The following is a 24,615-nucleotide window of genomic DNA, read 5'->3' on the forward strand; positions in this document are numbered from 1 at the left end:
AGGCGATTTTCGGAATGTGTTTCCTTATGATTAGTGTCGAACTTATACCACTCGCGATGAAATATGTAGGCCCTAGGTCATTTCGTCAACGTGATATCGCTGTGAAACTTGTTGTACGAAATATGGACAATATCCCAATCGTAATTGAAGAAATAAAGGAAATGGATATAAAAGTTAAGAATATGAAGCTTAAAACATTAGAAAACGGTTCTCACTATTTACATCTTAAACTGTCCATTGATCAAAAAAGACCTACTGCTGATGTTTACTATGCTCTTCAACATCTTGAAAGTGTCCAACAAACTGAAGTGGAAAGTATGTAGCATAAAACAAACTCTCTTTAATTAGAGAGTTTTTCTTTTTTCTATAATGGTAACAATGAATGTAGTCCTGCAAAACAAGGAGGAATTTACTATTGAAATCCCGTCCGAATTTAGTAGATACATTTCGTGATTCCATTATTTTTCGTTTAATTTGTTTTATTATTGTATTCACTGCTTTTTCTGGTTTTCTTATACATAGATTAGAACCCTCTCATTTCACTACATGGTTTGACGGAATTTGGTGGTCAATCGTTACCATTTTTACAGTTGGATATGGCGACTTTGCTCCCCATACAACGATAGGAAAACTAATAGGTATAAGTATTATTTTATTAGGAACTGGCTTTTGTTCTTATTATATGGTTCTATTCGCTACTGAGATGATCAGTAAACAATATATGAAAATTAAAGGTGAAGAAGCCGCTACCTCTAACGGTCATATGATTATCGTTGGCTGGAATGAGCGTGCAAAACATGTTGTAAAGCAAATGCATGTATTACAACCAAACCTTGATATCGTTTTAATTGATGAAACACTTTCTTTACTCCCAAAACCATTTCATCATTTAGAATTTATAAAAGGTTGTCCGCACCACGATCAAACTTTATTAAAAGCTAATATTAAAACGGCACACACCATATTAATAACAGCGGATAAAGAAAAGAACGAAAGCTTAGCAGATACACAATCCATTTTAAATATTTTAACTGCAAAAGGACTCAATCCAAACATTCACTGCATCGCAGAACTACTTACTACTGAACAAATTCAAAATGCAACGAGAGCTGGCGCGTCAGAAATTATAGAAGGAAATAAATTAACGAGTTATGTATTTACCGCTTCTCTTTTATTCCCTTCTATTTCAGGTGTACTATTCTCACTTTACGATGAAATCTCTGATAATAAATTACAACTGATGGAGCTTTCTCCGTCCTGCACCGGACAAACCTTTGCAAATTGTAGCTATACCCTTTTAAAACAAAACATTCTCTTACTAGGTATAAAGCGCGACGATCAATATATGATTAACCCAGTCCATACCTTCATTCTTATCGAAAGCGACGTACTCATTGTTATTCACCATTAAGAAAATGTTTTTCTAGTTCCCGCATGAGCACTTTTCCAATATTGATATATTTTCTTTTCACTTCTGCATCTGGATCTTTCGGTTCAGCAAATTGATCCATCCCACTCGTTCCCGCGGTTAAAGTATTCACATTATCATCTAGTTCGTCTTGATATACGTGCGAAAGAATATACGGCGTTTCAAGACGGACTACTACACCAGGTACATCTAGTTCACCATCTACTGCTGTAAACGGCACTCGTAAAAATTGATACCCATCTTCTTCATCGATTTTGTAATCGAAGCATCCTTTATCATAATCCCAATTACCACCAATACTATATCCAAGTGGTTTCATAACCTCTTCTAATTTATATAACGCATATGTACGTCCTTCTAAATTTGATTGAATCGGAATCAAGCCCATCCCTCCAAGACTTTTCCTTTAGCATACCCACTCTAGTTTGAATATACTGATGGACTTTTCGATAAAATAATAAAAAGCGACCGGAATCCGGTCGCTTTTTATTATTTTAAACGCTCTTCTAATTCTGCTTTTAATTCTTCAAATCCTGGTTTACCAAGTAAAGCAAACATGTTTTTCTTGTATGCTTCTACGCCAGGTTGGTCAAATGGATTTACGCCTAATAAGTAGCCGCTCATCGCACATGCTTTTTCGAAGAAGTATACAAGGTAACCGAATGTGTACTCATTTAATTCAGGAATATTTACGATTAAATTTGGTACTCCCCCGTCGCTATGTGCAAGTAATGTACCTTCGTATGCTTTTGTGTTTACGAAGTCTACAGTTTCACCAGCAAGGTAGTTTAATCCGTCTAAATCGTTGTCTTCTAATTCGATTGTTAGTTCATGTGTAGATTTACCTACTTTAAGAACTGTTTCAAATAAGTCACGACGACCTTCTTGAACGTATTGACCTAATGAGTGTAAGTCAGTTGAGAAGTTTGCTGAAGATGGGAAAATACCTTTTTGATCTTTTCCTTCACTTTCACCAAATAACTGTTTCCACCACTCAGCGAAGTATTGAAGTGCTGGCTCATAGTTAACAAGCATTTCAATTGTTTTTCCTTTATTGTATAAAGCGTTACGAACTACTGCGTATTGGTAAGCTGGGTTTTCTTCTAGTTCTGATGTTCCGAAGTCATCATGACCAGCAGCTGCACCTTTCATCATCTCTTCAATATTTAAGCCACTTACTGCGATTGGTAATAAACCAACTGGCGTTAATACAGAGAAACGTCCTCCAACATCATCTGGAATAACGAATGTTTCGTAACCTTCGTTATCAGCTAATGTTTTTAATGCACCACGTGCTTTATCTGTAGTTGCATAAATACGTTTGCGAGCTTCTTCTTTTCCATACTTCTCTTCTAATAACTTACGGAAAATACGGAATGCTAGTGCTGGCTCTGTTGTTGTACCTGATTTGGAAATAACGTTAATAGAGAAGTCTTTACCTTCTAATACGTCCATTAAATCTTTCATGTAAGTGGAGCTAATGTTTTGTCCAACAAATAGCACTTGTGGAGTTTTACGTTGTTCTTTAGATAGCGTGTTGTAGAAAGAATGGCTTAACATTTCGATTGCTGCGCGTGCTCCTAGGTAAGAACCACCAATACCTACAACAAGTAAAATGTCAGAGTCGTTTTTAATTTTTTCTGCGCATTTTTGAATGCGAGCGAATTCTTCTTTGTCATATTGAAGCGGAAGGTCTACCCACCCAAGGAAATCGTTCCCAGCTCCAGTTTTTTCGTGGATTGCATGATGTGTTACTTTCACTGCATCACGTAAATAAGTGATTTCATGTTCACCGATGAAGGATAACGCTTTAGAATAGTCGAACGTTACATGTGTACTCATCTTTTTCCCTCCAATTATGGATATGTATTTCTGTATTCACTTTAGCGAAACTGAAGTTGTAAATCAAGCGATTCAACCATTGTAAACGTAACCAATATATATTTTTTAGAAAAAGTTCATTTTTTGCATAAAAATTCGCATTTTTCGGTATAGATGTATATACATCATCTTTCGAACATTTTTTATGTATAAAAACAACATAACTACCCCATTCTATAAAAGAGTTAATTAACTCATCGCTTGCTCATGCTTCACAATTAAGGGGGGCTTTTTCATGAGTACTTTGCAACGTATCGCATTAGTCTTTACTGTAATTGGCGCTGTGAACTGGGGACTAATCGGATTTTTCCAGTTTGACTTAGTAGCAGCCATTTTCGGCGGACAAAATTCAGCTCTTGCACGTATTATTTACGGCATCGTTGGTATATCTGGGCTTATCAACCTTGGTTTACTGTTTAAACCATCTGAAAATCTTGGTACGCACCCAGAAACAAACGAAATTCGATAATCAGTATGTCCTTTCACCTCCGACATACGAATATGATTGCATGCAATCATATTTGCAAATATATATCATAAGATAAAGTAAAAGAGGAACGCTCATATGCGTTCCTCTTTTACTTTGTTAACTCGGACTCTTCAATCCATTCTGCCAACTTTTCTCGCAGCGTATTAAATCCGTTTTCAGATGGGTTCGGTATAAGAATCCTTCCTTGTTTTCTTTTCGCCGCTTTTAACGATAAACTCATTTTTCTGTGCTCTTCATCAATTGAAAGTACCTTTACTTCTACTGTATCGCCGACTTTTAAAAAGTCATGAATATCCTTTACATATCCATTTGTAATTTCAGATATATGCACAAGTCCTTGTGTTTCTGCATCTAACGCTACAAATGCACCGTAATCTTGAATTCCAGTCACTTTCCCTGTTACAACCACTCCTGTTGTATATTGTTCTGACATATGAAACACTCCCATACGTTTACCATTCTCTCTACAATTATAGAGAGCAAAGCAGATATATTTATTTTAAATATCCGATTGGTTAGTACGCATTCTAGATAATGATATCTAGAATGCGTATACCTTATATTAGTAAATTATACCACTATGACAGAACTCATTCAAAATTCATGAAAAATTTCCCTTAAAGAAGTATAATTCTCCAATATTGGGATAGACTACTAACACATGGCTTTCTAGTATTCCCCCCCTTTTATGGACAAAACGTATTACGTTTTGTCCTTTTTTTATTTTCTACAAATCGTTCCATTCTCTTCATCGCTTCCATAAGTTGTTCAAGCGACGTCGCATATGAACAACGAATAAATCCTTCACCACTTTCGCCAAATACGCTACCAGGGACAACGGCCACTTTTTCTTCCAACAATAACTGTTCTGCAAATTCCGCTGAAGATAATCCGGTTGAAGATATAGAAGGAAAAACATAAAATGCTCCGCCCGGCACATGACACGTTAAGCCCATTTCATTGAAAGATGTCGTCATGAAGTTACGACGCTTCTTATAGCTATCTCTCATTCGAATTACTTCATCGTTCCCTGCGCGTAACGCCTCAAGTGCTGCAAACTGAGACATCGTCGGTGCACACATCATTGAATACTGATGGATTTTGAGCATTAATTCTGAAAATTGAACAGGAGCTGCAATCATACCGAGGCGCCATCCTGTCATCGCAAATCCTTTTGAAAATCCTGAAATTAAAATCGTATGCTCACGCATATTTTTAATACTGGCGAAACTTGTATATACTTCGTCGTATACAAGTTCTGCATAAATTTCATCAGATAATACGATTAAATTGTACTTCTCAACAATCACTGCTATTTCATCAAGCTCGGATTTATTTAGCATTGCACCTGTCGGGTTATTTGGTGAACAAAGCAAAATTGCCTTTGTTTTCGCTGTAATAGCTGCTTCAATTTGTTCTGGTTGTACTTTAAACTCGTTTTCTAACGTAGTCGCCACAGGAACCGGAACTCCTCCAGCTAATGTCACAAGTGGTGCATAAGAAACGAAGCTCGGTTCAATAATGAGCACTTCATCATCAGGATTTATAATGGCGCGCATCGCTACATCTAACGCCTGGCTCGCTCCAACTGTAACAATGATTTCATCACTTGGATCATAAGATACTGCAAATTGTTTTTTTAGATACTTTGCTATTTCTTGACGGAGCTCCAATAATCCTGCATTTGCTGTATATGACGTATACCCTTGTTCCAAAGAACGAATACATGCTTGCCTTACATTCCAAGGTGTAACAAAATCTGGCTCTCCTACCCCGAGGGAAATAACACCTTTCATATTTGCTGCTAAATCAAAAAATTTTCGAATACCAGATGGTTTTAAAGATTCTGCTGATCTAGATAGTTCAAATTGCTTCATGGTGTCACCACAATTCGCTTATCATCATCGTCTTTTTCATAAATAACGCCCTCATGTTTATACTTCTTCAAAATGAAATGAGTAGTTGTAGAAACAACAGATTCAATTGTTGCTAATTTCTCAGAAACAAACATCGCTACTTCTCCCATCGTTTTCCCTTCTAATGTAATAGAAAGATCATATGTCCCTGACATTAAATAAACGGATTTCACTTCTGAATAACGATAAATTTGTTCAGCAACCGCATCAAACCCAACGCCATGCTTTGGCGTAACTTTCACATCGATCATTGCCGTTAAACCTGTATGTTCTTTCACCTTCGTCCAATCAATATGTGTTACATAATCCACAATAATCTTTTCATTTTCTAACCTCGCAACCATCTTCTTTACTTCTTCTACCTCTATATTTAACAGCTTCGCTAATGTATCTACAGATAATCGACTACTCTTTTCAAGACAAGCTAATAATTCTAATTCTTTTTCTGTCACCATATAAATCATCCTTCCTTTTCGTTTGTGTTTAAATTATACAAATACCCTTTCCAGTTTGAAAAGAAGATTTTTCTATTGAATTATGTCAAAATAAAGTGAAACTTTAATCAGCGGAAAAATGCGTGATAAAGCGAAAGGGGATGGAACCGTGAAACCAAAAGTTTATATTGCTGAACCAGTTCCAACATTTGTAGAAAACTATTTATCAGAACACTGTGATTATGAAAAATGGGATCAAAATGAGAAAGTACCTCGTGATGTTCTATTAGAGAAAATACAAGATAAAGATGGGTTATTAAATTTCGGATCTGCTATTAATGAAGAATTACTGACAGTGGCTCCTAACTTAAAAGTAGTGAGCAACATTTCTGTCGGTTACGATAATTTTGATTTACAAGCGATGAAAAGCCGAAATGTTATCGGAACGAATACACCATACGTATTAGATGATACAGTAGCTGATCTCGTTTTCGCCCTTATGCTATCAGCTGGGCGCCGCGTTTGCGAACTCGATTCTTACGTGAAAAATGGTGAATGGAACGCTGAAATCGGAAAAGAACACTTCGGACTAGATGTACACCATAGCACAATTGGTATTATCGGTATGGGCCGAATTGGAGAAGCCGTTGCAAAACGAGCAAAATTCGGATTTGATATGAATGTTCTTTACTATAACCGCCGTCGTAAAGAAGAAGCTGAACAAAAATTCGATGCTACATATTGTGATTTACAGACGCTACTGAAGCAGTCTGACTTTATTGTTCTTCTTACTCCATTAACAGATGAAACATATCACCTTATCGGAGAAAAGGAATTTTCATTAATGAAAGAAACAGCAATCTTCATTAATGCTTCTCGCGGGAAAACAGTAGATGAAGAAGCGTTAATCCATGCTTTAACAGAAAAGAAAATCTTTGCAGCAGGTATTGATACATTTACACAAGAGCCGATTCAAAAAGATAATCCACTCTTATCATTACAAAATGTTGTGACTTTACCACACATCGGATCTGCAACATTAAAAACTAGGCAGCAAATGGCTATGACCGCCGCTGAAAATTTAGTTGCAGGATTACAAGGAAAAACACCGCCTAATATTGTTCGCGGGTAATACTGAATAAACGAAAGGCAAGATGACGTCGTCATCTTGCCTTTTTTTGTTAACATATTTTCTTCTTCCTTGGAGATGATATGAACAAAAATCAATGGAGTGACAAAAAATGAATCACGAATATACTTGTCCTTATTTCACTTTTTCCACTCGCGGCACTACTATTCATTACGAATTGTATGAACACGATAACAAAACAGAACGTCCTACTTTCGTACTCGTTCACGGCTTTTTATCTTCCTCATTCAGTTACCGTCGTCTCATTCCCTTACTATCGAAAGCAGGAACAGTGATTGCTCTTGATTTACCACCGTTCGGAAAAAGTGATAAGTCTCATCTGTTTAAGTATTCTTATCACAATTTAGCAACGATTATTATTGATTTAATTGAACATTTATCTCTCTCAAACATTGTATTAGTTGGGCACTCTATGGGTGGGCAAATTTCTCTCTATGTAAACCGTATACGTCCTGAACTCATTTCAAAAACGATTTTACTATGCAGCTCTAGCTATTTAGCACGCGCAACCTTACCTTTACTATACTCTTCTTATTTACCGTTCTTTCATTTATACGTAAAGAACTGGATTATTAGACGCGGTATTGTTCATAACTTAATGAATGTCGTTCATGATCACTCATTAATTGACGATGAAATGAAAAAAGGTTACTCCGCTCCTTTTTATGACGACCGTATATTTCCCGCTTTAACTCGCATGATACGAGACCGTGAAGGTGACTTATCTTCAACTGAATTACAAAAAATCGAAACACCTACACTACTCATTTGGGGTGAAAAAGACCGCGTCGTCCCTGTACATGTAGGTCATCGTCTACACAAAGATTTACCGAATTCAAAATTTATTTCTTACGAAAATACAGGACATTTACTACCTGAAGAAAAGCCTGAACATGTTTATGAAGAAATTATCGCTTTTTCTGCGCAATAAAGTGAAACTTTAATTAGCCCCCACCTAACTTCTTTGCTTCTGCTGAATTTTGAGGTGGGGGTCTTACTGCCCGGCAAATAGCGGGATAATATAAAAAAGGCCGTCGGAAATTCCGACAGCCTATAATGAACAGCTTCCGCCTTCTTTTATTACAAGTAATTCCACAGCTAATTTCTCACATTTTTCAAGCGCAGGTACTTCCTCAAAAGACATAAAGTATATATGTTGAATCTTCTTTGCGATGTATTTTGGATCATCAAACACACTTATGACGTTCACAACATCGCTCGCTTCTGTTTCATAAAACTCCGGTCCCATTTGAAACGGATCCCAATTCTTCACAACCTCTATCATCTTTTCATATGTACCCATTCGCTTCCCGCCTTTTCACTTTTTAATACTTTTCTTTATCCTATCACATCAGCTATTCTATAAGAAGAGAGAGAACTTTCATAACTTATTGGTTTTACAGAAGAAGGGGGCAAACGTATGCAACTATTTCATAAAGCAATCAATCGACGTGGAACGCATAGTATAAAATGGGATACATATAAAAACGAAGAACTTATCCATGCTTGGATTGCTGATATGGATTTTGAAGTACCAACACAAATTCAAACTGCTTTAAAGAAACGTATTGAGCATCCTATTTTCGGCTATACACTTCCTCCCGAAAATATTGGAGATATTATTTGTAACTGGACAAAAAAACAATATAACTGGGATATTCAAAAAGAATGGATTGTTTTTAGCGCGGGGATCGTTCCAGCTCTTAGTACGAGCATACAGGCTTTCACAAAAGAAAACGAATCCGTTCTCGTACAACCACCTATTTATCCTCCATTTTTCGAAATGGTCACAACAAACAACAGGCAGTTATGCGTGAGTCCATTACAGAAACAAAATGATACATATGTGATAGACTTCGAGCATTTAGAAAAGCAGTTTCAGCAAGGTGTCAAACTCATGCTTCTTTGTAGCCCTCATAACCCAATCGGACGCGTTTGGACGAAAGAGGAACTTGTGCAGCTCGGATTGTTATGTACTAAATATGACGTTATCGTTGTCGCGGATGAAATTCATTCCGATATCATTTATGCAGACCATACACATACGCCGTTCGCTTCCTTATCTGAAGAATTAGCAGAGCGCACTATCACTTGTATGGCTCCAAGTAAAACATTTAATATCGCTGGATTACAAGCTTCGATTATTATCATTCCAAACGAAAAACTCCGTCACGCCTTTACAGCTATCCAATATAGACAAGGCTTCCACGGGTTAAATATCTTTGCCTACACAGCGATGCAAAGTGCCTATACAGAATGTAATGATTGGTTAAACGAAATTCGATTATATATAGAAGATAATGCTCAATTTGCTTGTGAATATATTAAAACTCACATACCTGCTCTTTCCGTAACGAAGCCAGAAGGTAGCTTTTTATTATGGATTGATTGTTCTCGTCTAAAGCTTTCTCAAAACGAGCGTACTGCATTACTTGAGGAAAAAGGAAAAATCATCGTTGAACCTGGTGAGAAATACGGGTTAGGTGGCGAAGAACATATTCGAATTAACATCGGCTGTCCACGATCTGTTTTAGAAGAAATTTTGAACAGACTGCGTCATACGTTTTCATAATAATAGAGGAGTCTGTCCCCTAATCATTCTGGGACAGACTCCTTTGTCATATTTTGTCGGTAAGTTGATATATTTCAAGTTACGGTCAATATATTCCAATAATCGCTGATATATTTTCACTTATACTACACAAAAAAAAGCTACCAGCACGGTAGCTTTTACTTTTTCTTCATATCCGCTGCTTTTTTTACAATTACACCACAAGCAATTCGATCGCCTGATTTACCTGTCGGTTGTGTCATACCATCATCAGGGTTTTCTGTAATAATAATAGACGCTCCATCTTTTCTATGAATCGTCGTTTTTCCTTCTTCAAGTGTGATGTGAGGTGCATCGATTTCCGCTTTAATCTTCCCAGAAACATCTGCAACTACGTTCGGTAAATCACCGTTTTCTGCACCCTTCGGATTAAGAAGACCATGTTTTTTATCATCAGGATTAAAATGATTCCCGGATGATTCAAAACGAGGTGCCTTACACTCTCCGATTTCATGTACATGTAGTCCGTGTGGTCCTGGCGTGAAACCTTCTCCTTTAATCGTAATTTTCACGCCACTTGTTTGCTGCACTACTTTCGCAGTCCCTACTTCATCTCCTGAAGCATTATGTAATTTCACTTCAATTTCTTTCGGCTTTCCTTGGTCACAACCTGCCATCAGAAATAATAAACAACAACTGAAAAAAAGCCGTTTCTTCATTCCATTCCCTCCAAAATATATTCTGCCCTTAGATTGTCCGAGCATAGAGGGAAACATACAAAAATGCGTTACTGTTTCTTTTCAGCTAATAGTTTTTCTTCAACTTTCTGTAATCGCTCTGCTTCGCGTTTTGATACACGAATGAACATACGCCACGTAGCAACGGCACCAATGATAAATAGCACGCAAACAATCCCTGGAATAATATATTCTGTTTTATCTTCCGGAAAATATAAAGGCATCATATAGAACACTCCTTATTATAGGATTTGTAAAACATCAGAATTTTCTGTTATATAACTTTAAATTATAGTGGAACCTATCCATATTCTCAAGGGGGCGTTCCGAAAGCGAATGATTTCTTTGACTCCTTCTCCTACTTTCCTTACTATAAACTTGAGGTGAAAAATATGAGAGAAACATTTGAAATTGGTGAAATCGTTACTGGCATTTATAAAACTGGCAAATACATCGGCGAAGTTACAAATAGCCGCCCTGGCAGTTACGTCGTAAAAGTATTAGCTGTTTTAAAACATCCGGTGCAAGGTGACTTACATAACGTAAAACAAGCTGCCGTACCATTTTTCCATGAAAGACGCGCTTTAGCTTTCCGTGAACAGACGAACATTCCAGAGCAAATGGTGAAAAAATATGAAGGAGAAATTCCGGATTATACCGAGTCACTAAAATTAGCATTAGAAACCCAAATGAATTCATTTTCTGAAGATGATTCACCTTTTGCAGAGCGTAGTCTAGAAACATTAGAACAGTTAAAGAAAGACTACAAACTTTAAAAAACAAAACGACCAAATTACATAATGTGCAATTTGGTCGTTACTGTGTGCTCACTTTCTTTAACACTTTTGAAAAATCAACGAGTTCTCCTAATGTTGGAGGTGCTGGTTTTACTAAATACTCTTTATCTTTTTCTACTAGTTTAAAAATATTGTACGTCGTCATCGCATCATCAAGCGCACAATGATGCTTCCCTGTCCCTACTTTTCCGTACGCCTCAATTGCTTTCCATAATCCTGTTTGATTTCTTTCTCCAAAAAACTTCTTATACTCAAGCGATAAATCACGACACTGTCCGAAGAATGGAAAAGCTATCCCTGCCATTTCACAATTATGCTTCAGCACTTTCATATCCATATTTCCCCACGTTACAATTGTCGGTTTACATTTCGTTTCGTATTCCGCAAGCTTCTTAACGAGTTCAGGAAATGAAATCCCTTTATCCACGACTTCTTGTTTTATTCCTAAAAACTTCTTACATCGATCCGTTAAAGAGGGAAATGTTTTCGGCCTGACATGTGATGAATACGTATCTTCCACCTTACAGCCAGCAACTGAAACGAGTCCTACCTCAATAATTTCCGGAAAAAATCCTTTCGGTTTCTTTCTATGCTGGGGCATCGTAAACTCAAAGTCTAAAAATAAAAATCGTTGTTCATCCATACGATCCCTTCCTTATCATTTTTATCATTCCTTTCTATTTGACACTCCTACACGAACAAGCTCGAATGCTAATTCCATTTTAAATATTCAGATTGGATGTATCTTATATATATGTCAAATGCCCACAAATATTTTAAAAAATAAGAAAAAATGACCTATGCAGAAAATATGACAAAATCCCTCCTTGCATTTACATCCGCAGTTTTTCTACTTTATAATGACGTTATGTGTGTTTCATCTAGTTAATATTTGACACACTAAGAAAAATGAATGAAAGGAGATGAGATTTTTGCACGAAACAACGCAAGAACTCGCTAACTGGCAGTATTATTTTGCTATCGCAGTCTTTTTAATTACATATGCCATTATTATTTCTGAAAAAATTAATCGCGCTGTCATCGCACTTCTTGGTGCAGCATTCATGGTAATTGTGGGGGTCGTCGATTTACATAACGCCTTTACGAAACATATTGAATGGGGAACGATTACGCTACTCATCGGTATGATGATTTTGGTGAACATTACGAGTAAATCAGGTGTTTTCCAATACGTTGCCATTAAAGCAGCAAAAGGGGCACAAGGAAATCCAATTAAAATTTTAATTTCCCTTTCCCTACTTACCGCGCTTGGCTCCGCATTTTTAGATAACGTTACAACTGTACTTCTTGTTGTTCCAGTTACTTTATCTATTACGCGCATACTGCAAGTAAATCCTGTTCCATATTTACTTTCTGAAATTATTTTTTCAAACATTGGGGGAACGGCAACATTAATTGGTGATCCACCTAACATTATGATTGGTTCTGCCAATAAGCATTTAGACTTCAATGCTTTCCTATTGAATCTAGCACCAATCGTAATTATTATTATTGGAGTTACAGCAACAATACTTTACTTCATGTACCGTAAACAATTAATTGCCGATCCTGTACAGGTTAAAAAATTAATGAGCTTAGATGAAAAACAATACATTAAAGATCCAGTATTAATGAAAAAATCTTTAACGGTGCTTGGACTTACGATTGTAGGTTTCATGACTCATTCTATTTTCCATATTGATGCGGCTATCATTGCCTTAACTGGTGCTACTGTACTTATGTTAATTGGTGTGAAAGAGCATGAAATTGAAGAAGTATTTGCAAGCGTAGAGTGGGTAACAATCTTCTTCTTCGCAGGGCTATTCGTACTTGTTGGAGGACTTATCGATATCGGTCTTATCAAAATGTTAGCTCAAAAAGTAATTGGTATAACAGGCGGAGATATTTCTTACGCATCCATCCTTATTTTATGGGTATCTGGTATCGCCTCTGCAACAATTGATAACATCCCATTCGTCGCAACAATGATTCCACTTATTAACGATATGGCAGTCGGGCTAGGCTTATCACCATCTGACGCACAAATCGATGTATTATGGTGGGCATTAGCACTAGGTGCTTGTCTCGGTGGAAACGGAACATTAATCGGAGCTTCTGCTAACGTAATCGTTGCAGGTATTGCGAGCCGCGAAGGACATAAATTTAGTTACATGGAATTCCTAAAAGTCGGTTTCCCAATTATGATCGTTTCATTAATCATTTCTCACATTTATATTTATTTACGCTACCTTATGTAGTAAAAAGAGCGCTCTGATAATCAGGGCGCTTTTTTACTTATATCTAAAATATATCGACTTATCAACAAAAACGAAAAATCTACTCTTTATATCTCACCGGTTCATTTCGAATAATAAATAAATGAATCGGTAAGAACACCGAAAATGTGATTACATGAATAATCGTAAATAATATAGAGTTCGTTCCATATCTGTCTAAAATAGCGTAGATAAGATAAATAGACAATACAATCGATACAGCTGTTGCTAGTAAACTTATAATTGGTACGAAATTAAAAATGAAACATGCAACATATATACCGAATACTTTCCACCCTGCTTCTTCTTTCAAAAAATCTGGTAATTTATCTTTCGCTAAGTCACCCCACGTCTTACTATTCAAAAACGGAATAAACGCAAGCACCCCGTCTGTTGCACCATCATTTTTCGCCATCGAATAAAGTGCAAAAGCCGTTAACAAATATGAAATAATTGCCCAAATCAATATAACAAGAATAAACGCAAAACTAAGAGCAAAGAAACCTGCTAGTACGCCTTGATCCTCCATCTTATCCTCTCCTCTCTACTTTCAACATATTTCATTACATTGCAAGTTATGTTTTAAAATTTATCCAAACTCTTTGTATAATAAGAGAAGAAAGAGAATAAGAGAGGAGAAACACTTATGCATCCATTTGTAAAAGCATTACAAGAGCATTTCACAGCTCATAAAAATCCTGAAAAAGCAGAACCTATGGCTCGTTATATGAAAAATCACTTCCCATTTCTAGGTATTCAAACACCGGAAAGACGCCAATTATTAAAAGACGTCATTCAAATACATACTCTCCCAGATAAAAAAGACTTCCAAATTATCGTACGTGAGCTTTGGGACTTACCAGAACGTGAATTCCAAGCGGCCGCACTTGATATTATGCAAAAATATAAAAAGCATATAAACGAAACTCATATCCCCTTCTTAGAAGAACTTATTGTCACAAAATCTTGGTGGGACTCTGTCGATAGCATCGTCCCTACATTCTTAGGTACTATCTTTTTAAAACACCCAGAATTGATTTCTGCTTATATTCCAAAATGGATTGCATCAGATAACATATGGTTACAACGCGCCGCTATTTTATTCCAACTGAAATATAAACAAAAGATGGATGAGGAACTTCTTTTCTGGATTATTGGACAACTACATTCTTCAAAAGAATTTTTCATTCAAAAAGCGATTGGCTGGGTCCTTCGTGAATATGCAAAAACAAATCCGGATGTAGTTTGGGAATACGTGCAAAACAACGAGCTCGCTCCATTAAGTAAGCGTGAAGCAATTAAGCATATTAAAGAAAATTACGGAATAAATAATGAAAAAATAGGCGAGACTCTATCATAGATAGACGCGTTCCTCTATTGAGATTTAAAAAAGAACGTGTTAGAATATGTTCATTATTACTAATATAAGTAGCGATGACGGACTTATAAGTACTTGCATAAAAAGCGATTCAGGGATAGTGAAAGCCTGAAGCCGCAAGGAAACGGCAGTCCCGAGCAATACATGATAAAGTGGATGCACCTTTGTGTATCAACTAGGGTGGAACCGCGGGCAAACGCTCGTCCCTAGGCAAATAAGCCTTGGGATGAGCGTTTTTTTATGTTCTTTTTAGCTATACTGCTCGTTTCCAAAGTATCAGAGTATGTCATCGCCAATACGTTAACTTTCAAAAGGAGGATTTTCTTATGTATTCAATGGAACAAGTTGTAAACTTAGCGAAACATCGCGGTTTTGTTTTCCCTGGTTCTGAAATTTACGGTGGTCTTGCAAACACTTGGGATTACGGTCCACTTGGAATCGAATTAAAAAATAACGTTAAAAAAGCTTGGTGGAAAAAATTCATTCAAGAATCTCCATACAACGTTGGTTTAGACGCAGCTATTTTAATGAACCCTAAAACTTGGATCGCTTCTGGTCACGTTGGTAACTTCAACGATCCAATGATCGACTGTAAAAAATGTAAAGCTCGTCACCGTGCTGACAAATTAATTGAGGATGCTTTAGATGCAAAAGGCATCGAAATGGTTGTTGATGGTCTTACTTTCGACCAAATGGCTGACTTAATGAAAGAACATGAAGTAAAATGTCCTGATTGCGGTAGTGAAGAATTCACTGAAATCCGTCAGTTCAACTTAATGTTCAAAACATTCCAAGGTGTTACAGAGTCTAGCACAAACGAAATCTTCCTTCGTCCTGAAACAGCACAAGGTATTTTCGTAAACTTCAAAAACGTTCAACGCTCTATGCGTAAAAAGCTTCCATTTGGTATTGGCCAAATCGGTAAGAGTTTCCGTAACGAAATCACGCCTGGTAACTTCACATTCCGTACACGTGAATTCGAACAAATGGAACTTGAATTCTTCTGTAAGCCTGGTGAAGATTTAGAGTGGTTCGCATTCTGGCGTGAAACTTGTAAAAACTGGTTACTTTCACTTGGTATGACTGAAGAGAGCATGCGTCTTCGTGACCACGGTGAAGAAGAGTTATCTCACTATAGTAATGCAACAACTGACATTGAATTCAAATTCCCATTCGGTTGGGGCGAACTTTGGGGCGTTGCATCTCGTACAGACTTCGACTTAAAACGTCACATGGAACACTCAAACGAAGACTTTAATTATATCGATCCACAAACGAATGAGCGTTACGTACCATACTGCATCGAGCCATCTTTAGGCGCAGACCGTGTAACATTAGCATTCTTATGTGATGCATATGAAGAAGAGCAATTAGAAAACGATTCTCGTACAGTTCTTCGTTTCCACCCTGCTTTAGCACCATACAAAGCAGCTATCTTACCATTATCTAAAAAGCTATCTGAAGGTGCTACTGAAGTATTCGCAGAATTAGCTAAAGACTTCATGGTAGACTTTGATGAAACTGGTTCTATCGGTAAACGTTACCGTCGTCAAGACGAAATCGGTACACCATTCTGTATCACATACGACTTCGACTCAGTTGAAGACAAAGCTGTTACAGTACGTGACCGTGATACAATGGAACAAGTTCGTATGCCAATTAGCGAACTAAAAGGTTTCTTAGAGAAGAAAATCCAGTTCTAATTATAAGAAAAAGAGGCTGCTCATAAGAGCGCCTCTTTTTTACTTTTCACGTTTTTCTTTAATTGCTACTGTACATCTTGATATACATAGTAAATCATCATTTTCATCAATAATACGAACATCCCAAACCATTGTCGATTGTCCTCTATGTATCGGTGTTCCGATCGCTGTTACAATTCCATCTTTCTTTGAGCGAATGTGGTTTGCATTAATTTCTAATCCGAAACAAATACATTTTTCTTGATCAATTAAATTGTATGAACCAACACTTGCCACTGTTTCTGCCAATGCAACCGATGCACCGCCATGTAAAAATCCAAATGGCTGATGCGTACGCTCATCAACAGGCATCGTAGCAACCACCTTATCTTCTGTCATCTCTAACAACTCAATTCCAAGTGAATCCATTAAAGTTTTTGCCATATCGCTTCCTCCTTCTCTTGCTTTAATTAAATGTATAATTTTACCTATTTATTTTCAAACTACTTATAACACTTATATAAGGAGGCTTCACCTAAATGAAACAGAAATTTTGTATATTACTGCTTATGTTCTCCTTGCTGACTATTGTACCAAATTGTGCAATAACAGCCAAAGCATCTAACCTGACAATCGATGTTAATACTGTAACGCAAAAAGGTAAGAAACCTTATATAGAATATCAAATAAATAGGCCTTCTTTTCACAACTTTTCTGACTCTACATTTCAAAATAAGCTCAATTTATACTACAAAAAGTCCACTGACAAATTTAAAAACAAATTAGAAAAAGAAGCAAAAAAATACTATAAAGAGACAGAAGGATCTAGTACACCATTTCATCCGTACGTAGCAAATGTTGATTATAAAGTCTCTTTAAACAAACCACCTTTTCTTAGCCTATATGTGAATTACTATCAATATACTGGCGGAGCACACGGTCTTTATACGTGGAAGGCAAATACATTTGATTTAAAAGAAAAAAAGCTACTGCACTTAGACGATTTATTTCAACAAAAAGATAAATATAAAGATGTAATCCGTGCAGAGATTGTAAGACAAATTAAACAAAATGAAAGTATTTATTTTCCTGATGCAACTGAAAAGGTAATGAGTATGAAAAAGTTTCACTTCTTTTTAGAGCCAGACAATCTCATCATTTATTTCCCTTTATATGAGATTGCTCCGTATTCAAGTGGAATTCCGCAATTTCGTATTCCATATACGTTGCTAAGAGACTATTTAAAGCCTTCTTATCAAAATATTTTGATTGACAACAAGTAAATATTTTAGCTACGATAATGTTAACCTAAAAACAACAGGAGGTTAACATTATGAGAAGATTACATGTTTTAGATTTAGCATTAGCTGCCATGTTCGTTGCTCTTATGGCCATCGGTGCAAATATTGTATCTTGGGCACCATTCCTTCAAGTAGCAGGTATCCCATTATCTATGCAACCATTTTTCGCAATTTTAGCAGGTCTTCTTCTTGGAAGTAGACTTGGTGCTTTATCCATGACTGTTTATATGCTCGTTGGCGTAGCCGGCGCACCAATTTTCGCTAACTTCAAGGCTGGATTTGGAGCACTTTTAGATCCTACTGGTGGTTTTATTATCGCATTTATTATCGTTGCTTACGTATCGGGGAAACTAGTAGAACAAAAAGAAAGACCAACATTCATTACATTCGCGATTGCCTCTTTCACAGGAATTATTTTAACTTATATAATCGGTACTACTTACATGTACGGGGCAGTCAATCTCTTTATGGGCGGTAATATGAGCTATAAAGCTGCTTGGATGATTATGATGTGGTTTGCAGTAAAAGATATTGTATTTACAATTATCGGTGCTATTATCGCCCCTCGCATATACTATGCTGTGCGTCGTTCTGCTTATCAGCATTCTCATTCGACGATTTCATAATAAAAAAGAGTTATTGCAGCTTGCTGCAATAACTCTTTTTTTATATTAAGACTCTTGATTCACTTGTTCTTCTAAAATTTTCTTCATCATTACAACCATGTCATCACGTAATTCTGGGTGTTGCAGGGCCATTTCGATTGTCGTTTGAACAAATCCTAGCTTTTCACCTACGTCGTAGCGCTTTCCTTCGAAATCGTAAGCAAATACACGTTGGATTTCATTTAAGCTTTGGATTGCATCTGTTAACTGAATTTCACCACCAGCACCGACATGTTGCTGCTCTAAGAACATAAAGATTTCAGGCGTTAAAATGTAACGGCCCATAATCGCTAAGTTTGAAGGTGCTGTACCTTGTGCTGGTTTCTCAACGAAATTGCGAACTTGGTAACGACGACCTTCTTGTTCTAATGGATCAATAATTCCGTAGCGGTGTGTTTCATTTTCTGGAACCGTTTGTACACCAATAACAGAAGAAAGCGTTTTATCATATTCTTCGATTAATTGACGTAAGCATGGTTTTTCAGCTTGAACGATATCATCGCCTAATAAAACAGCAAATGGCTCATCACCGATGAATTTACGTGCACACCAAACAGCGTGTCCTAATCCTCTTGGTTCTTTTTGACGAATATAATGAATATCTACCATTTTTGAAGAAGCCTGTACTTTTTCAAGTAACTCATACTTTTTCTTTTCTAATAAGTTTTGCTCTAACTCAAATGCATTATCAAAATGATCTTCAATAGAGCGCTTTGTTTTACCAGTAACGATAATAATGTCTTCGATTCCTGATTGTATTGCTTCTTCTACGATGTATTGGATAGTTGGTTTATCTACTATCGGCAACATTTCTTTCGGCATTGCTTTTGTTGCTGGTAAAAAACGTGTTCCCAATCCAGCTGCTGGGATTATGGCTTTTCTTACTTTTTTCATCACAAAATACCCTCTCTTCTGTCAGAATCAATAACGATCATTTCCTTACATAAAACAAAAGGGAGATTTCGCTCCCTTTTGTTCCCTACTACTTAAAATTACTTTATATTATAAACGATTCATAATATCTTCTTTAATAGTAAGTAACTTTTGTTCACTATTTTGTAAAGAACTATCTTTTACACCAAAGTAGAACTTAATCTTCGGTTCAGTTCCAGATGGACGTAGGCAGAACCATGAACCATCCTCTAATTGATATTTTAACACATTTGATTTCGGTAAGTGAATCTCTTCTTTATGTCCATCTTGTAAAGATGTAACAATGCTTGCTTTATAGTCTTCAACTGCTACGACTGTTAAGCCCGCTACTTCTTTCGGAGGATTCTCACGGAACGTCGCCATCATCTCTTGGATTTGTTCCGCTCCATCTTTTCCTTTTAACGTTAACGATACAAGGTCTTCACGGAAGAATCCGTATTTCTCAAATACTTCTAATAGACCATCATATAACGTTTTCCCTTGTGATTTGTAGTATGCAGCTACTTCACATGCAAATAGGACAGATTGTACTGCATCTTTATCACGGCAGAATGGACGGATTAAATAACCATAGCTTTCCTCATAACCGAATTGGAATTCGTATTGTCCGCTTTCTTCATACTGTCTAATTTTCTCACCGATAAATTTAAATCCAGTTAACGTATCAATTGTATCTAAACCGTATGCTTTTGCAATTGTACGACCAATTTCAGACGTTACGATTGTTTTTAATACGACACCGTTCTCTGGAAGCGTTCCGTTTTCTTTCTTTTGAGATAGTAAGTAATCAAGCATTAATGCACCTGTTTGGTTACCTGTTAATACTTGGAACTCACCATTATGATTACGAACTGCTACACCAAGGCGATCTGCGTCAGGATCAGTTGCGATTAATACATCTGCGCCTACCTTTTCACCGTCACGAATTGCATACTCAAACGCTGCGTGCTCTTCTGGGTTCGGTGATTTTACTGTAGAGAAGTTTGGATCTGGTAACTCTTGCTCTTTTACAACTGTTACATCTGTAAATCCAACTTCTTTTAAACCACGGCGTACAGAAATATTTGATGTTCCGTGTAATGGTGTAAAGACGATTTTTAAGTCTTTACCAACCTTTTGTACCATTTCTTTATTAATGATAACATTGTTCAATTCTGCAGCATATGCATCATCTACTTCTTGTCCAATAATATGTAATAAACCGTCAGCTTTTAATTGCTCTAAATCAGCGACTTCAACTGTTAATTCATCTTCTACTGCGTTTACGTAGCTAATTAACTCATCTGCCTCTTTTGGAGGCAACTGTCCACCGTCTTCACCGTATACTTTATATCCGTTATATTCAGGCGGATTATGGCTTGCCGTAAGGACGATTCCACTTACTGTATGTAAATGACGAACTGCGAAAGAAAGCACTGGCGTTGGACGTAAGCTTTCAAACACATATGTTGTGATACCGCGTGCGCCAAGTGTTGCAGCGACCTCCATTGCGAATTCAGGTGATTTATGTCGAGAATCATAGGCTACAACAACACCTCGTTTTTTCGCTTCCTCACCTAACTTTTCAATAAAGCTTGCTAATCCTTTTGTTGCTTTACGAACTGTATATACGTTTAAACGGTTCGTACCAGCACCAAGTTCACCACGCATACCACCTGTGCCAAACTCTAGATTTTTATAAAAGCTATCCTCGATTTTCTTCTCATCTTGCTTCATATTTTCTAGCTGTTCTTTTAATTCTGCATCTAATTGTGCGTAAGAAAGCCAGCGACTAAATTCTTGTTTCCAATTCATTCTTCTCTCTCCTCCCGCTTGTCATATCTTTATTATATGAAAAAAATATGCTGTATCTCAATATTTTATAAAATCTAGCAGGATTTTACTAGGAATATTTGTATACACTATTGTTAAATACTCCACTAAAGGGAATGAGGATTATGCAAGAATGGGGCTTGTCAGAAGAGCTCAAAATACAAACAAAGCAAATGATTGAAATTGCTGAAAGAGAACTATCGATTATGAGAAACGCAATCGATAAAGAAGATGAATGTATTTTATGCAAAATGGAAGATATTCATCATATGTTGGCAAATGTACAAACATTGGCAGCTACATACTATATTCAGGCATATTTATCACCTTATACGGAAAGTTCATCTTTTATTACGACAGCTATCCAACATTTAAGCGCTAGAAAACATGGTGCTCTTATCGTTGTGGAACGAAATGAAACGCTTGAAGCTTTCATTCAAACTGGAACGACATTAAACGCTCATTTAACTGCGCCATTACTCGAATCAATATTTTACCCAGGTAACCCTCTTCATGACGGTGCCGTTCTCGTAAAAAATAATCATATAGTCTCAGCTGCTAATATTCTTCCTTTAACGAAAAGTACAGAAGTTGATTCTGAGCTAGGAACGCGTCACAGAGCTGCAATAGGCTTATCAGAAAAGAGTGATGCACTTATATTAGTTGTCTCTGAAGAAACGGGCCGTACTTCTTTTGCTTTAAATGGGATTTTGTATACAATTTCTTTATAAAGTGAAACTTTAATCAGCCCTCACCAATTGAGCGTTTACGGGCAACCCCACCTCACTTCTTTGCTTCCACTAAATTTTGAGGTTAGGGTCTTACTGTCCGGCAAATAGCGGGATAAACAAACCTATAAAAAAGAAGACTGTTCCAAAATATTGGAACAGTCTTCACTTATACTCTTATTCTTCTCCGAAACGCTCCACAAGTGTTGCAAGTGTACGTACCATTGCACCAGTTGCTCCAGCTGGACCTAAGTCGTGCGCGCCTTTTGTTTCTGATGTTCCAGCGATATCTAAGTGTACCCACGGTGTATCTTCAGCGAATTCGCCTAGGAATGTACCTGCCATAACCGCATGTCCTTCACGGCCTGGTGAGTTATTTAAATCAGCAAACTTACTGTTTCTCACACGTTCTTTATCACGATCAAAAATCGGTAGTTGCCAAATTGGTTCATCTGTTTCCATAGAAGCCTCTAGTACTTGCTCAAACAACTCTTCATTATTTGTCATTGCGCCTGTCGTATGGTTTCCAAGTGCAACAATTACACCGCCTGTTAATGTTGCAACATCAACAAGGTAGTTTGCGCCAAGTTTTTTCGCATACGTAATACCATCAGCTAAAGCTAGACGACCTTCTGCATCCGTATTTAATACTTCAATTGTTTTTCCACTCATAGATGTGATTACATCGTCTGGCTTAAATGCCGTACCACTTACAACGTTATCTGTTGAAGGAATAACAGCGATCACATTTTGTTCTGGGCGCAGTTCTCCGATAATTTCCATCGCACCTAATACAGCAGCTGCACCGCCCATATCACCTTTCATACCAACCATGCCTTCACGTGGTTTTAAAGAATAACCACCTGTATCGTATGTAATACCTTTTCCAACGAATCCAATGACATCTGTCCACTCTTCTTTTCCTTTATAAATAAGAGCAATCATTTTGGGTGGCTCTGTACTACCTTGGTTTACTGCAAGTAACGCACCCATACCAAGATCTTCCATCTCTTCTTTTTCAAGAACTTTATAGTCCATATCATACTTCTCCGCTAACTCAACAGCATACTCAGCAAGCTTTGTCGCTGTTAATACGTTTGGCGGCATATTTACAAGTGTACGAGCTGAATTTGTTGCACGTCCATGTACGTAGCCAACTGTTAATGCGGCTTCAATTTCTTGTGCATCTTCCGCTGTAATAGCCGTGAACTTCTCTAACTCTACACGATCCTTTTTATCTGATTTATACGTTTGTAATTCATATGTACCAAGGCCTTGTACCTCTGCTGCAATATGAGCGACATCAATCGCGTCTAATTTCTCTGTTACGAAAGAATCAAGTAAGATTGCTGCATCTTGTACTTTTGCTGCTTGTAGTGTTTTAAATGCCTTACCAAGAGCCGCACGTAACGTTTCTGTCGTGCAAGAATCTTTCTTGCCTAAACCAACAAAGTAATACCGTTTCACATTTGTTTTTCCTAAGCTATGTACTTTCGAAATGGCCTTTTTCTTCGTAGATAATTCTTTCTCTTCTAGTAAAACTTGTAATTGTCCTTCAAACGCTTTGTCCAGTTCTTGTACAAAACTACTCATTTTCTCTTCTTCAAATAAAGCGACAATTACTGCTTCGTGACCTGCTAATTCTTTTTGTACTTGAAACATGTTCAGACCCCCTAAATTTCTCTACCACCATTATAACTTTATTTTCGATAAAATGCGACAATTCTAACTACAGTTATATGACGTGTAAAATCTCCTCTATTATGAAATAAGCCAAGAAAAAAAGTCTAGCGTAATTACGACTAGACTATCTTTGCTTTAAATATTGACCACGAAACACTTGCATCGTTTCGTCTTGATTTAACATCGTTAACTCTTCTTCTGTAAACTTACCTTTTCCTACTTTTACTACATACACATTTACTTTTTTCTTACCCCATTGGCTATAAACATCTTTCACCGTATCATAATATAAATCAAGACGGTTTCCTTTTATTGCTCCGCCCTTATCAGCTACTACACCATACCCGTAACCTGGCACGAAGAGAATCGTTCCAATCGGGAATACGCGTAAGTCCGCAGCAATTGTGGAATATAAATCCCTTTTCACTTTAACACCTGAATATGTAATACCATACTCTGGATGCCCTGGCCTCTTACCTGTTGACTCAATCCCCGATGTATAACCTGTTGCAGTCATTTCAATTGAACGATATTTAGACCAGTCGTTTGCCTGCTCTAAAGCATTTATCACTTCTTTACTCGGAGCAACATTTCTCTTAACTTCTGCTGCATGTACTTCTTTTGCACTCATTCCTTCATATGTCTTTACAATCTCTAATAAAGAAACTCCAGTGAAAGCCTTCCATGTTACGCATAATGCAAATGCAAGTAAACAAGTCATCATAATGCGAATACAATATCGTTTTAACATTTTTATATTCCACACTCCTTC

The 24,615-nt window shown here is 37.0% G+C and carries 28 protein-coding genes (1 of these 28 running past the window's edge); 13 read left to right on the forward strand and 15 right to left on the reverse strand.

Translation table 11 applies throughout. The features are described from left to right. Window positions 1-323: the final stretch of an MgtC/SapB family protein gene (locus N2V79_RS24085; RefSeq protein WP_000386677.1), read on the forward strand. Its footprint begins 358 nt before the window's first position; 323 of the gene's 681 nt are visible here — the last part of the coding sequence; its start codon lies off the left edge, out of view; its stop codon occupies window positions 321-323. A 92-nt stretch (window positions 324-415) separates the two neighbouring features. Next, complete coding sequence (locus N2V79_RS24090) at window positions 416-1,411, forward strand: potassium channel family protein (protein ID WP_000842316.1); 996 nt, start codon at window positions 416-418, stop codon at window positions 1,409-1,411. Here N2V79_RS24090 and N2V79_RS24095 read toward each other — a convergent pair. Both N2V79_RS24095 and N2V79_RS24100 read right to left on the reverse strand, forming a co-directional pair. Continuing rightward, the gene (locus tag N2V79_RS24095) at window positions 1,398-1,811 is read right to left on the reverse strand and encodes a YugN-like family protein (protein ID WP_000612347.1); all 414 of its coding nucleotides are present in this window, start codon (window positions 1,809-1,811) and stop codon (window positions 1,398-1,400) included. The two genes, N2V79_RS24090 and N2V79_RS24095, sit on opposite strands and share 14 nt — an antisense overlap. A 107-nt stretch (window positions 1,812-1,918) precedes the next feature. After that, window positions 1,919-3,271: a glucose-6-phosphate isomerase gene (locus N2V79_RS24100; protein ID WP_000103664.1), complete on the reverse strand. Its 1,353-nt coding sequence runs from the start codon at window positions 3,269-3,271 to the stop codon at window positions 1,919-1,921. Window positions 3,272-3,545: 274 nt separating this feature from the next. Here N2V79_RS24100 and N2V79_RS24105 point away from each other — a divergent pair, with 274 nt between their 5' ends. Continuing rightward, window positions 3,546-3,779: a DUF378 domain-containing protein gene (locus N2V79_RS24105; protein WP_000105788.1), complete on the forward strand. Its 234-nt coding sequence runs from the start codon at window positions 3,546-3,548 to the stop codon at window positions 3,777-3,779. 109 nt (window positions 3,780-3,888) lie between these two features. Here the strand turns inward: N2V79_RS24105 and yugI are convergent, their stop codons facing one another. The 3 genes from yugI to N2V79_RS24120 form a co-directional block, all read right to left on the reverse strand. Then, complete coding sequence (gene yugI, locus N2V79_RS24110; RefSeq protein ID WP_000003764.1) at window positions 3,889-4,233, reverse strand: S1 domain-containing post-transcriptional regulator GSP13; 345 nt, start codon at window positions 4,231-4,233, stop codon at window positions 3,889-3,891. A 253-nt stretch (window positions 4,234-4,486) separates the two neighbouring features. After that, complete coding sequence (locus tag N2V79_RS24115; RefSeq protein WP_000808528.1) at window positions 4,487-5,677, reverse strand: aminotransferase; 1,191 nt, start codon at window positions 5,675-5,677, stop codon at window positions 4,487-4,489. After that, entirely contained in the window at window positions 5,674-6,171 is a 498-nt protein-coding gene (locus N2V79_RS24120) for an Lrp/AsnC family transcriptional regulator (protein ID WP_000255696.1), read from the reverse strand. The genes N2V79_RS24115 and N2V79_RS24120 overlap by 4 nt, the downstream gene beginning before the upstream one ends. A 118-nt stretch (window positions 6,172-6,289) precedes the next feature. Between N2V79_RS24120 and N2V79_RS24125 the strand changes: the two genes are divergently transcribed. Both N2V79_RS24125 and N2V79_RS24130 read left to right on the forward strand, forming a co-directional pair. After that, the gene (locus N2V79_RS24125) at window positions 6,290-7,282 is read left to right on the forward strand and encodes a 2-hydroxyacid dehydrogenase (RefSeq protein ID WP_069356394.1); all 993 of its coding nucleotides are present in this window, start codon (window positions 6,290-6,292) and stop codon (window positions 7,280-7,282) included. Between the two features lie 109 nt (window positions 7,283-7,391). Next, window positions 7,392-8,231 carry an alpha/beta fold hydrolase gene (locus N2V79_RS24130; protein ID WP_001015204.1) on the forward strand — a complete coding sequence of 280 codons (840 nt, stop codon included), beginning with the start codon at window positions 7,392-7,394 and terminating at the stop codon, window positions 8,229-8,231. Window positions 8,232-8,351: 120 nt separating this feature from the next. Here the strand turns inward: N2V79_RS24130 and N2V79_RS24135 are convergent, their stop codons facing one another. Next, window positions 8,352-8,603, reverse strand: coding sequence for a YugE family protein (locus N2V79_RS24135; RefSeq protein WP_000537641.1), 252 nt, complete (start codon window positions 8,601-8,603; stop codon window positions 8,352-8,354). A gap of 117 nt (window positions 8,604-8,720) precedes the next feature. Between N2V79_RS24135 and N2V79_RS24140 the strand changes: the two genes are divergently transcribed. Beyond that, window positions 8,721-9,872 (forward strand): MalY/PatB family protein, encoded by a 1,152-nt coding sequence (locus N2V79_RS24140; protein ID WP_001175830.1) that lies wholly within the window; start codon window positions 8,721-8,723, stop codon window positions 9,870-9,872. 158 nt (window positions 9,873-10,030) lie between these two features. On the opposite strand, the gene sodC is transcribed toward N2V79_RS24140, so the two are convergent. Both sodC and N2V79_RS24150 read right to left on the reverse strand, forming a co-directional pair. Continuing rightward, on the reverse strand, window positions 10,031-10,570 hold the full coding sequence (gene sodC, locus N2V79_RS24145; RefSeq protein WP_340720269.1) for a superoxide dismutase [Cu-Zn]: 540 nt from the start codon (window positions 10,568-10,570) through the stop codon (window positions 10,031-10,033). A gap of 68 nt (window positions 10,571-10,638) precedes the next feature. After that, window positions 10,639-10,815: a hypothetical protein gene (locus N2V79_RS24150; protein ID WP_000982763.1), complete on the reverse strand. Its 177-nt coding sequence runs from the start codon at window positions 10,813-10,815 to the stop codon at window positions 10,639-10,641. 165 nt (window positions 10,816-10,980) lie between these two features. Between N2V79_RS24150 and N2V79_RS24155 the strand changes: the two genes are divergently transcribed. Beyond that, window positions 10,981-11,364 carry a kinase-associated lipoprotein B gene (locus N2V79_RS24155; RefSeq protein ID WP_340720270.1) on the forward strand — a complete coding sequence of 128 codons (384 nt, stop codon included), beginning with the start codon at window positions 10,981-10,983 and terminating at the stop codon, window positions 11,362-11,364. A gap of 40 nt (window positions 11,365-11,404) precedes the next feature. On the opposite strand, the gene kapD is transcribed toward N2V79_RS24155, so the two are convergent. Then, the gene (gene kapD, locus N2V79_RS24160) at window positions 11,405-12,028 is read right to left on the reverse strand and encodes a 3'-5' exonuclease KapD (protein WP_000344356.1); all 624 of its coding nucleotides are present in this window, start codon (window positions 12,026-12,028) and stop codon (window positions 11,405-11,407) included. Between the two features lie 289 nt (window positions 12,029-12,317). On the opposite strand from kapD, the gene N2V79_RS24165 reads away from it, so the two are divergent. Then, complete coding sequence (locus N2V79_RS24165) at window positions 12,318-13,643, forward strand: ArsB/NhaD family transporter (RefSeq protein WP_000545210.1); 1,326 nt, start codon at window positions 12,318-12,320, stop codon at window positions 13,641-13,643. A 79-nt stretch (window positions 13,644-13,722) separates the two neighbouring features. Here N2V79_RS24165 and N2V79_RS24170 read toward each other — a convergent pair whose 3' ends face one another. Beyond that, on the reverse strand, window positions 13,723-14,190 hold the full coding sequence (locus tag N2V79_RS24170) for a hypothetical protein (protein ID WP_000390061.1): 468 nt from the start codon (window positions 14,188-14,190) through the stop codon (window positions 13,723-13,725). Window positions 14,191-14,307: 117 nt separating this feature from the next. Here N2V79_RS24170 and N2V79_RS24175 point away from each other — a divergent pair, with 117 nt between their 5' ends. Next, window positions 14,308-15,021 (forward strand): DNA alkylation repair protein, encoded by a 714-nt coding sequence (locus N2V79_RS24175; protein WP_023523268.1) that lies wholly within the window; start codon window positions 14,308-14,310, stop codon window positions 15,019-15,021. A 344-nt stretch (window positions 15,022-15,365) separates the two neighbouring features. Further along, window positions 15,366-16,742, forward strand: coding sequence for a glycine--tRNA ligase (locus tag N2V79_RS24180; RefSeq protein WP_000287154.1), 1,377 nt, complete (start codon window positions 15,366-15,368; stop codon window positions 16,740-16,742). A gap of 39 nt (window positions 16,743-16,781) precedes the next feature. Here N2V79_RS24180 and N2V79_RS24185 read toward each other — a convergent pair whose 3' ends face one another. Beyond that, window positions 16,782-17,165: a hotdog fold thioesterase gene (locus N2V79_RS24185; RefSeq protein ID WP_001140612.1), complete on the reverse strand. Its 384-nt coding sequence runs from the start codon at window positions 17,163-17,165 to the stop codon at window positions 16,782-16,784. Between the two features lie 95 nt (window positions 17,166-17,260). On the opposite strand from N2V79_RS24185, the gene N2V79_RS24190 reads away from it, so the two are divergent. Further along, on the forward strand, window positions 17,261-18,004 hold the full coding sequence (locus N2V79_RS24190) for a DUF3298 and DUF4163 domain-containing protein (protein WP_340720271.1): 744 nt from the start codon (window positions 17,261-17,263) through the stop codon (window positions 18,002-18,004). A 50-nt stretch (window positions 18,005-18,054) separates the two neighbouring features. Beyond that, on the forward strand, window positions 18,055-18,648 hold the full coding sequence (locus tag N2V79_RS24195; protein ID WP_001253381.1) for a biotin transporter BioY: 594 nt from the start codon (window positions 18,055-18,057) through the stop codon (window positions 18,646-18,648). Window positions 18,649-18,693: 45 nt separating this feature from the next. On the opposite strand, the gene galU is transcribed toward N2V79_RS24195, so the two are convergent. Continuing rightward, window positions 18,694-19,581 (reverse strand): UTP--glucose-1-phosphate uridylyltransferase GalU, encoded by an 888-nt coding sequence (gene galU / locus N2V79_RS24200; protein ID WP_000757815.1) that lies wholly within the window; start codon window positions 19,579-19,581, stop codon window positions 18,694-18,696. 108 nt (window positions 19,582-19,689) lie between these two features. Beyond that, entirely contained in the window at window positions 19,690-21,414 is a 1,725-nt protein-coding gene (locus N2V79_RS24205; RefSeq protein ID WP_340720272.1) for a phospho-sugar mutase, read from the reverse strand. Between the two features lie 143 nt (window positions 21,415-21,557). On the opposite strand from N2V79_RS24205, the gene cdaS reads away from it, so the two are divergent. Then, window positions 21,558-22,163 (forward strand): sporulation-specific diadenylate cyclase CdaS, encoded by a 606-nt coding sequence (cdaS, locus tag N2V79_RS24210; RefSeq protein ID WP_001158743.1) that lies wholly within the window; start codon window positions 21,558-21,560, stop codon window positions 22,161-22,163. A 174-nt stretch (window positions 22,164-22,337) separates the two neighbouring features. Here the strand turns inward: cdaS and pepA are convergent, their stop codons facing one another. Both pepA and N2V79_RS24220 read right to left on the reverse strand, forming a co-directional pair. Then, a complete protein-coding gene (gene pepA, locus N2V79_RS24215; RefSeq protein ID WP_053563448.1) occupies window positions 22,338-23,822 on the reverse strand; it encodes a cytosol aminopeptidase in 1,485 nt (494 codons plus the stop codon). Between the two features lie 145 nt (window positions 23,823-23,967). Beyond that, window positions 23,968-24,594, reverse strand: a complete 627-nt coding sequence (locus tag N2V79_RS24220; RefSeq protein WP_002094181.1) for a 3D domain-containing protein — start codon at window positions 24,592-24,594, stop codon at window positions 23,968-23,970. Window positions 24,595-24,615 lie beyond the last annotated feature (21 nt).

The sequence above is a fragment of the Bacillus sp. CH_70 genome (genome assembly GCF_038007045.1).
GTDB lineage: Bacteria > Bacillota > Bacilli > Bacillales > Bacillaceae_G > Bacillus_A > Bacillus_A cereus.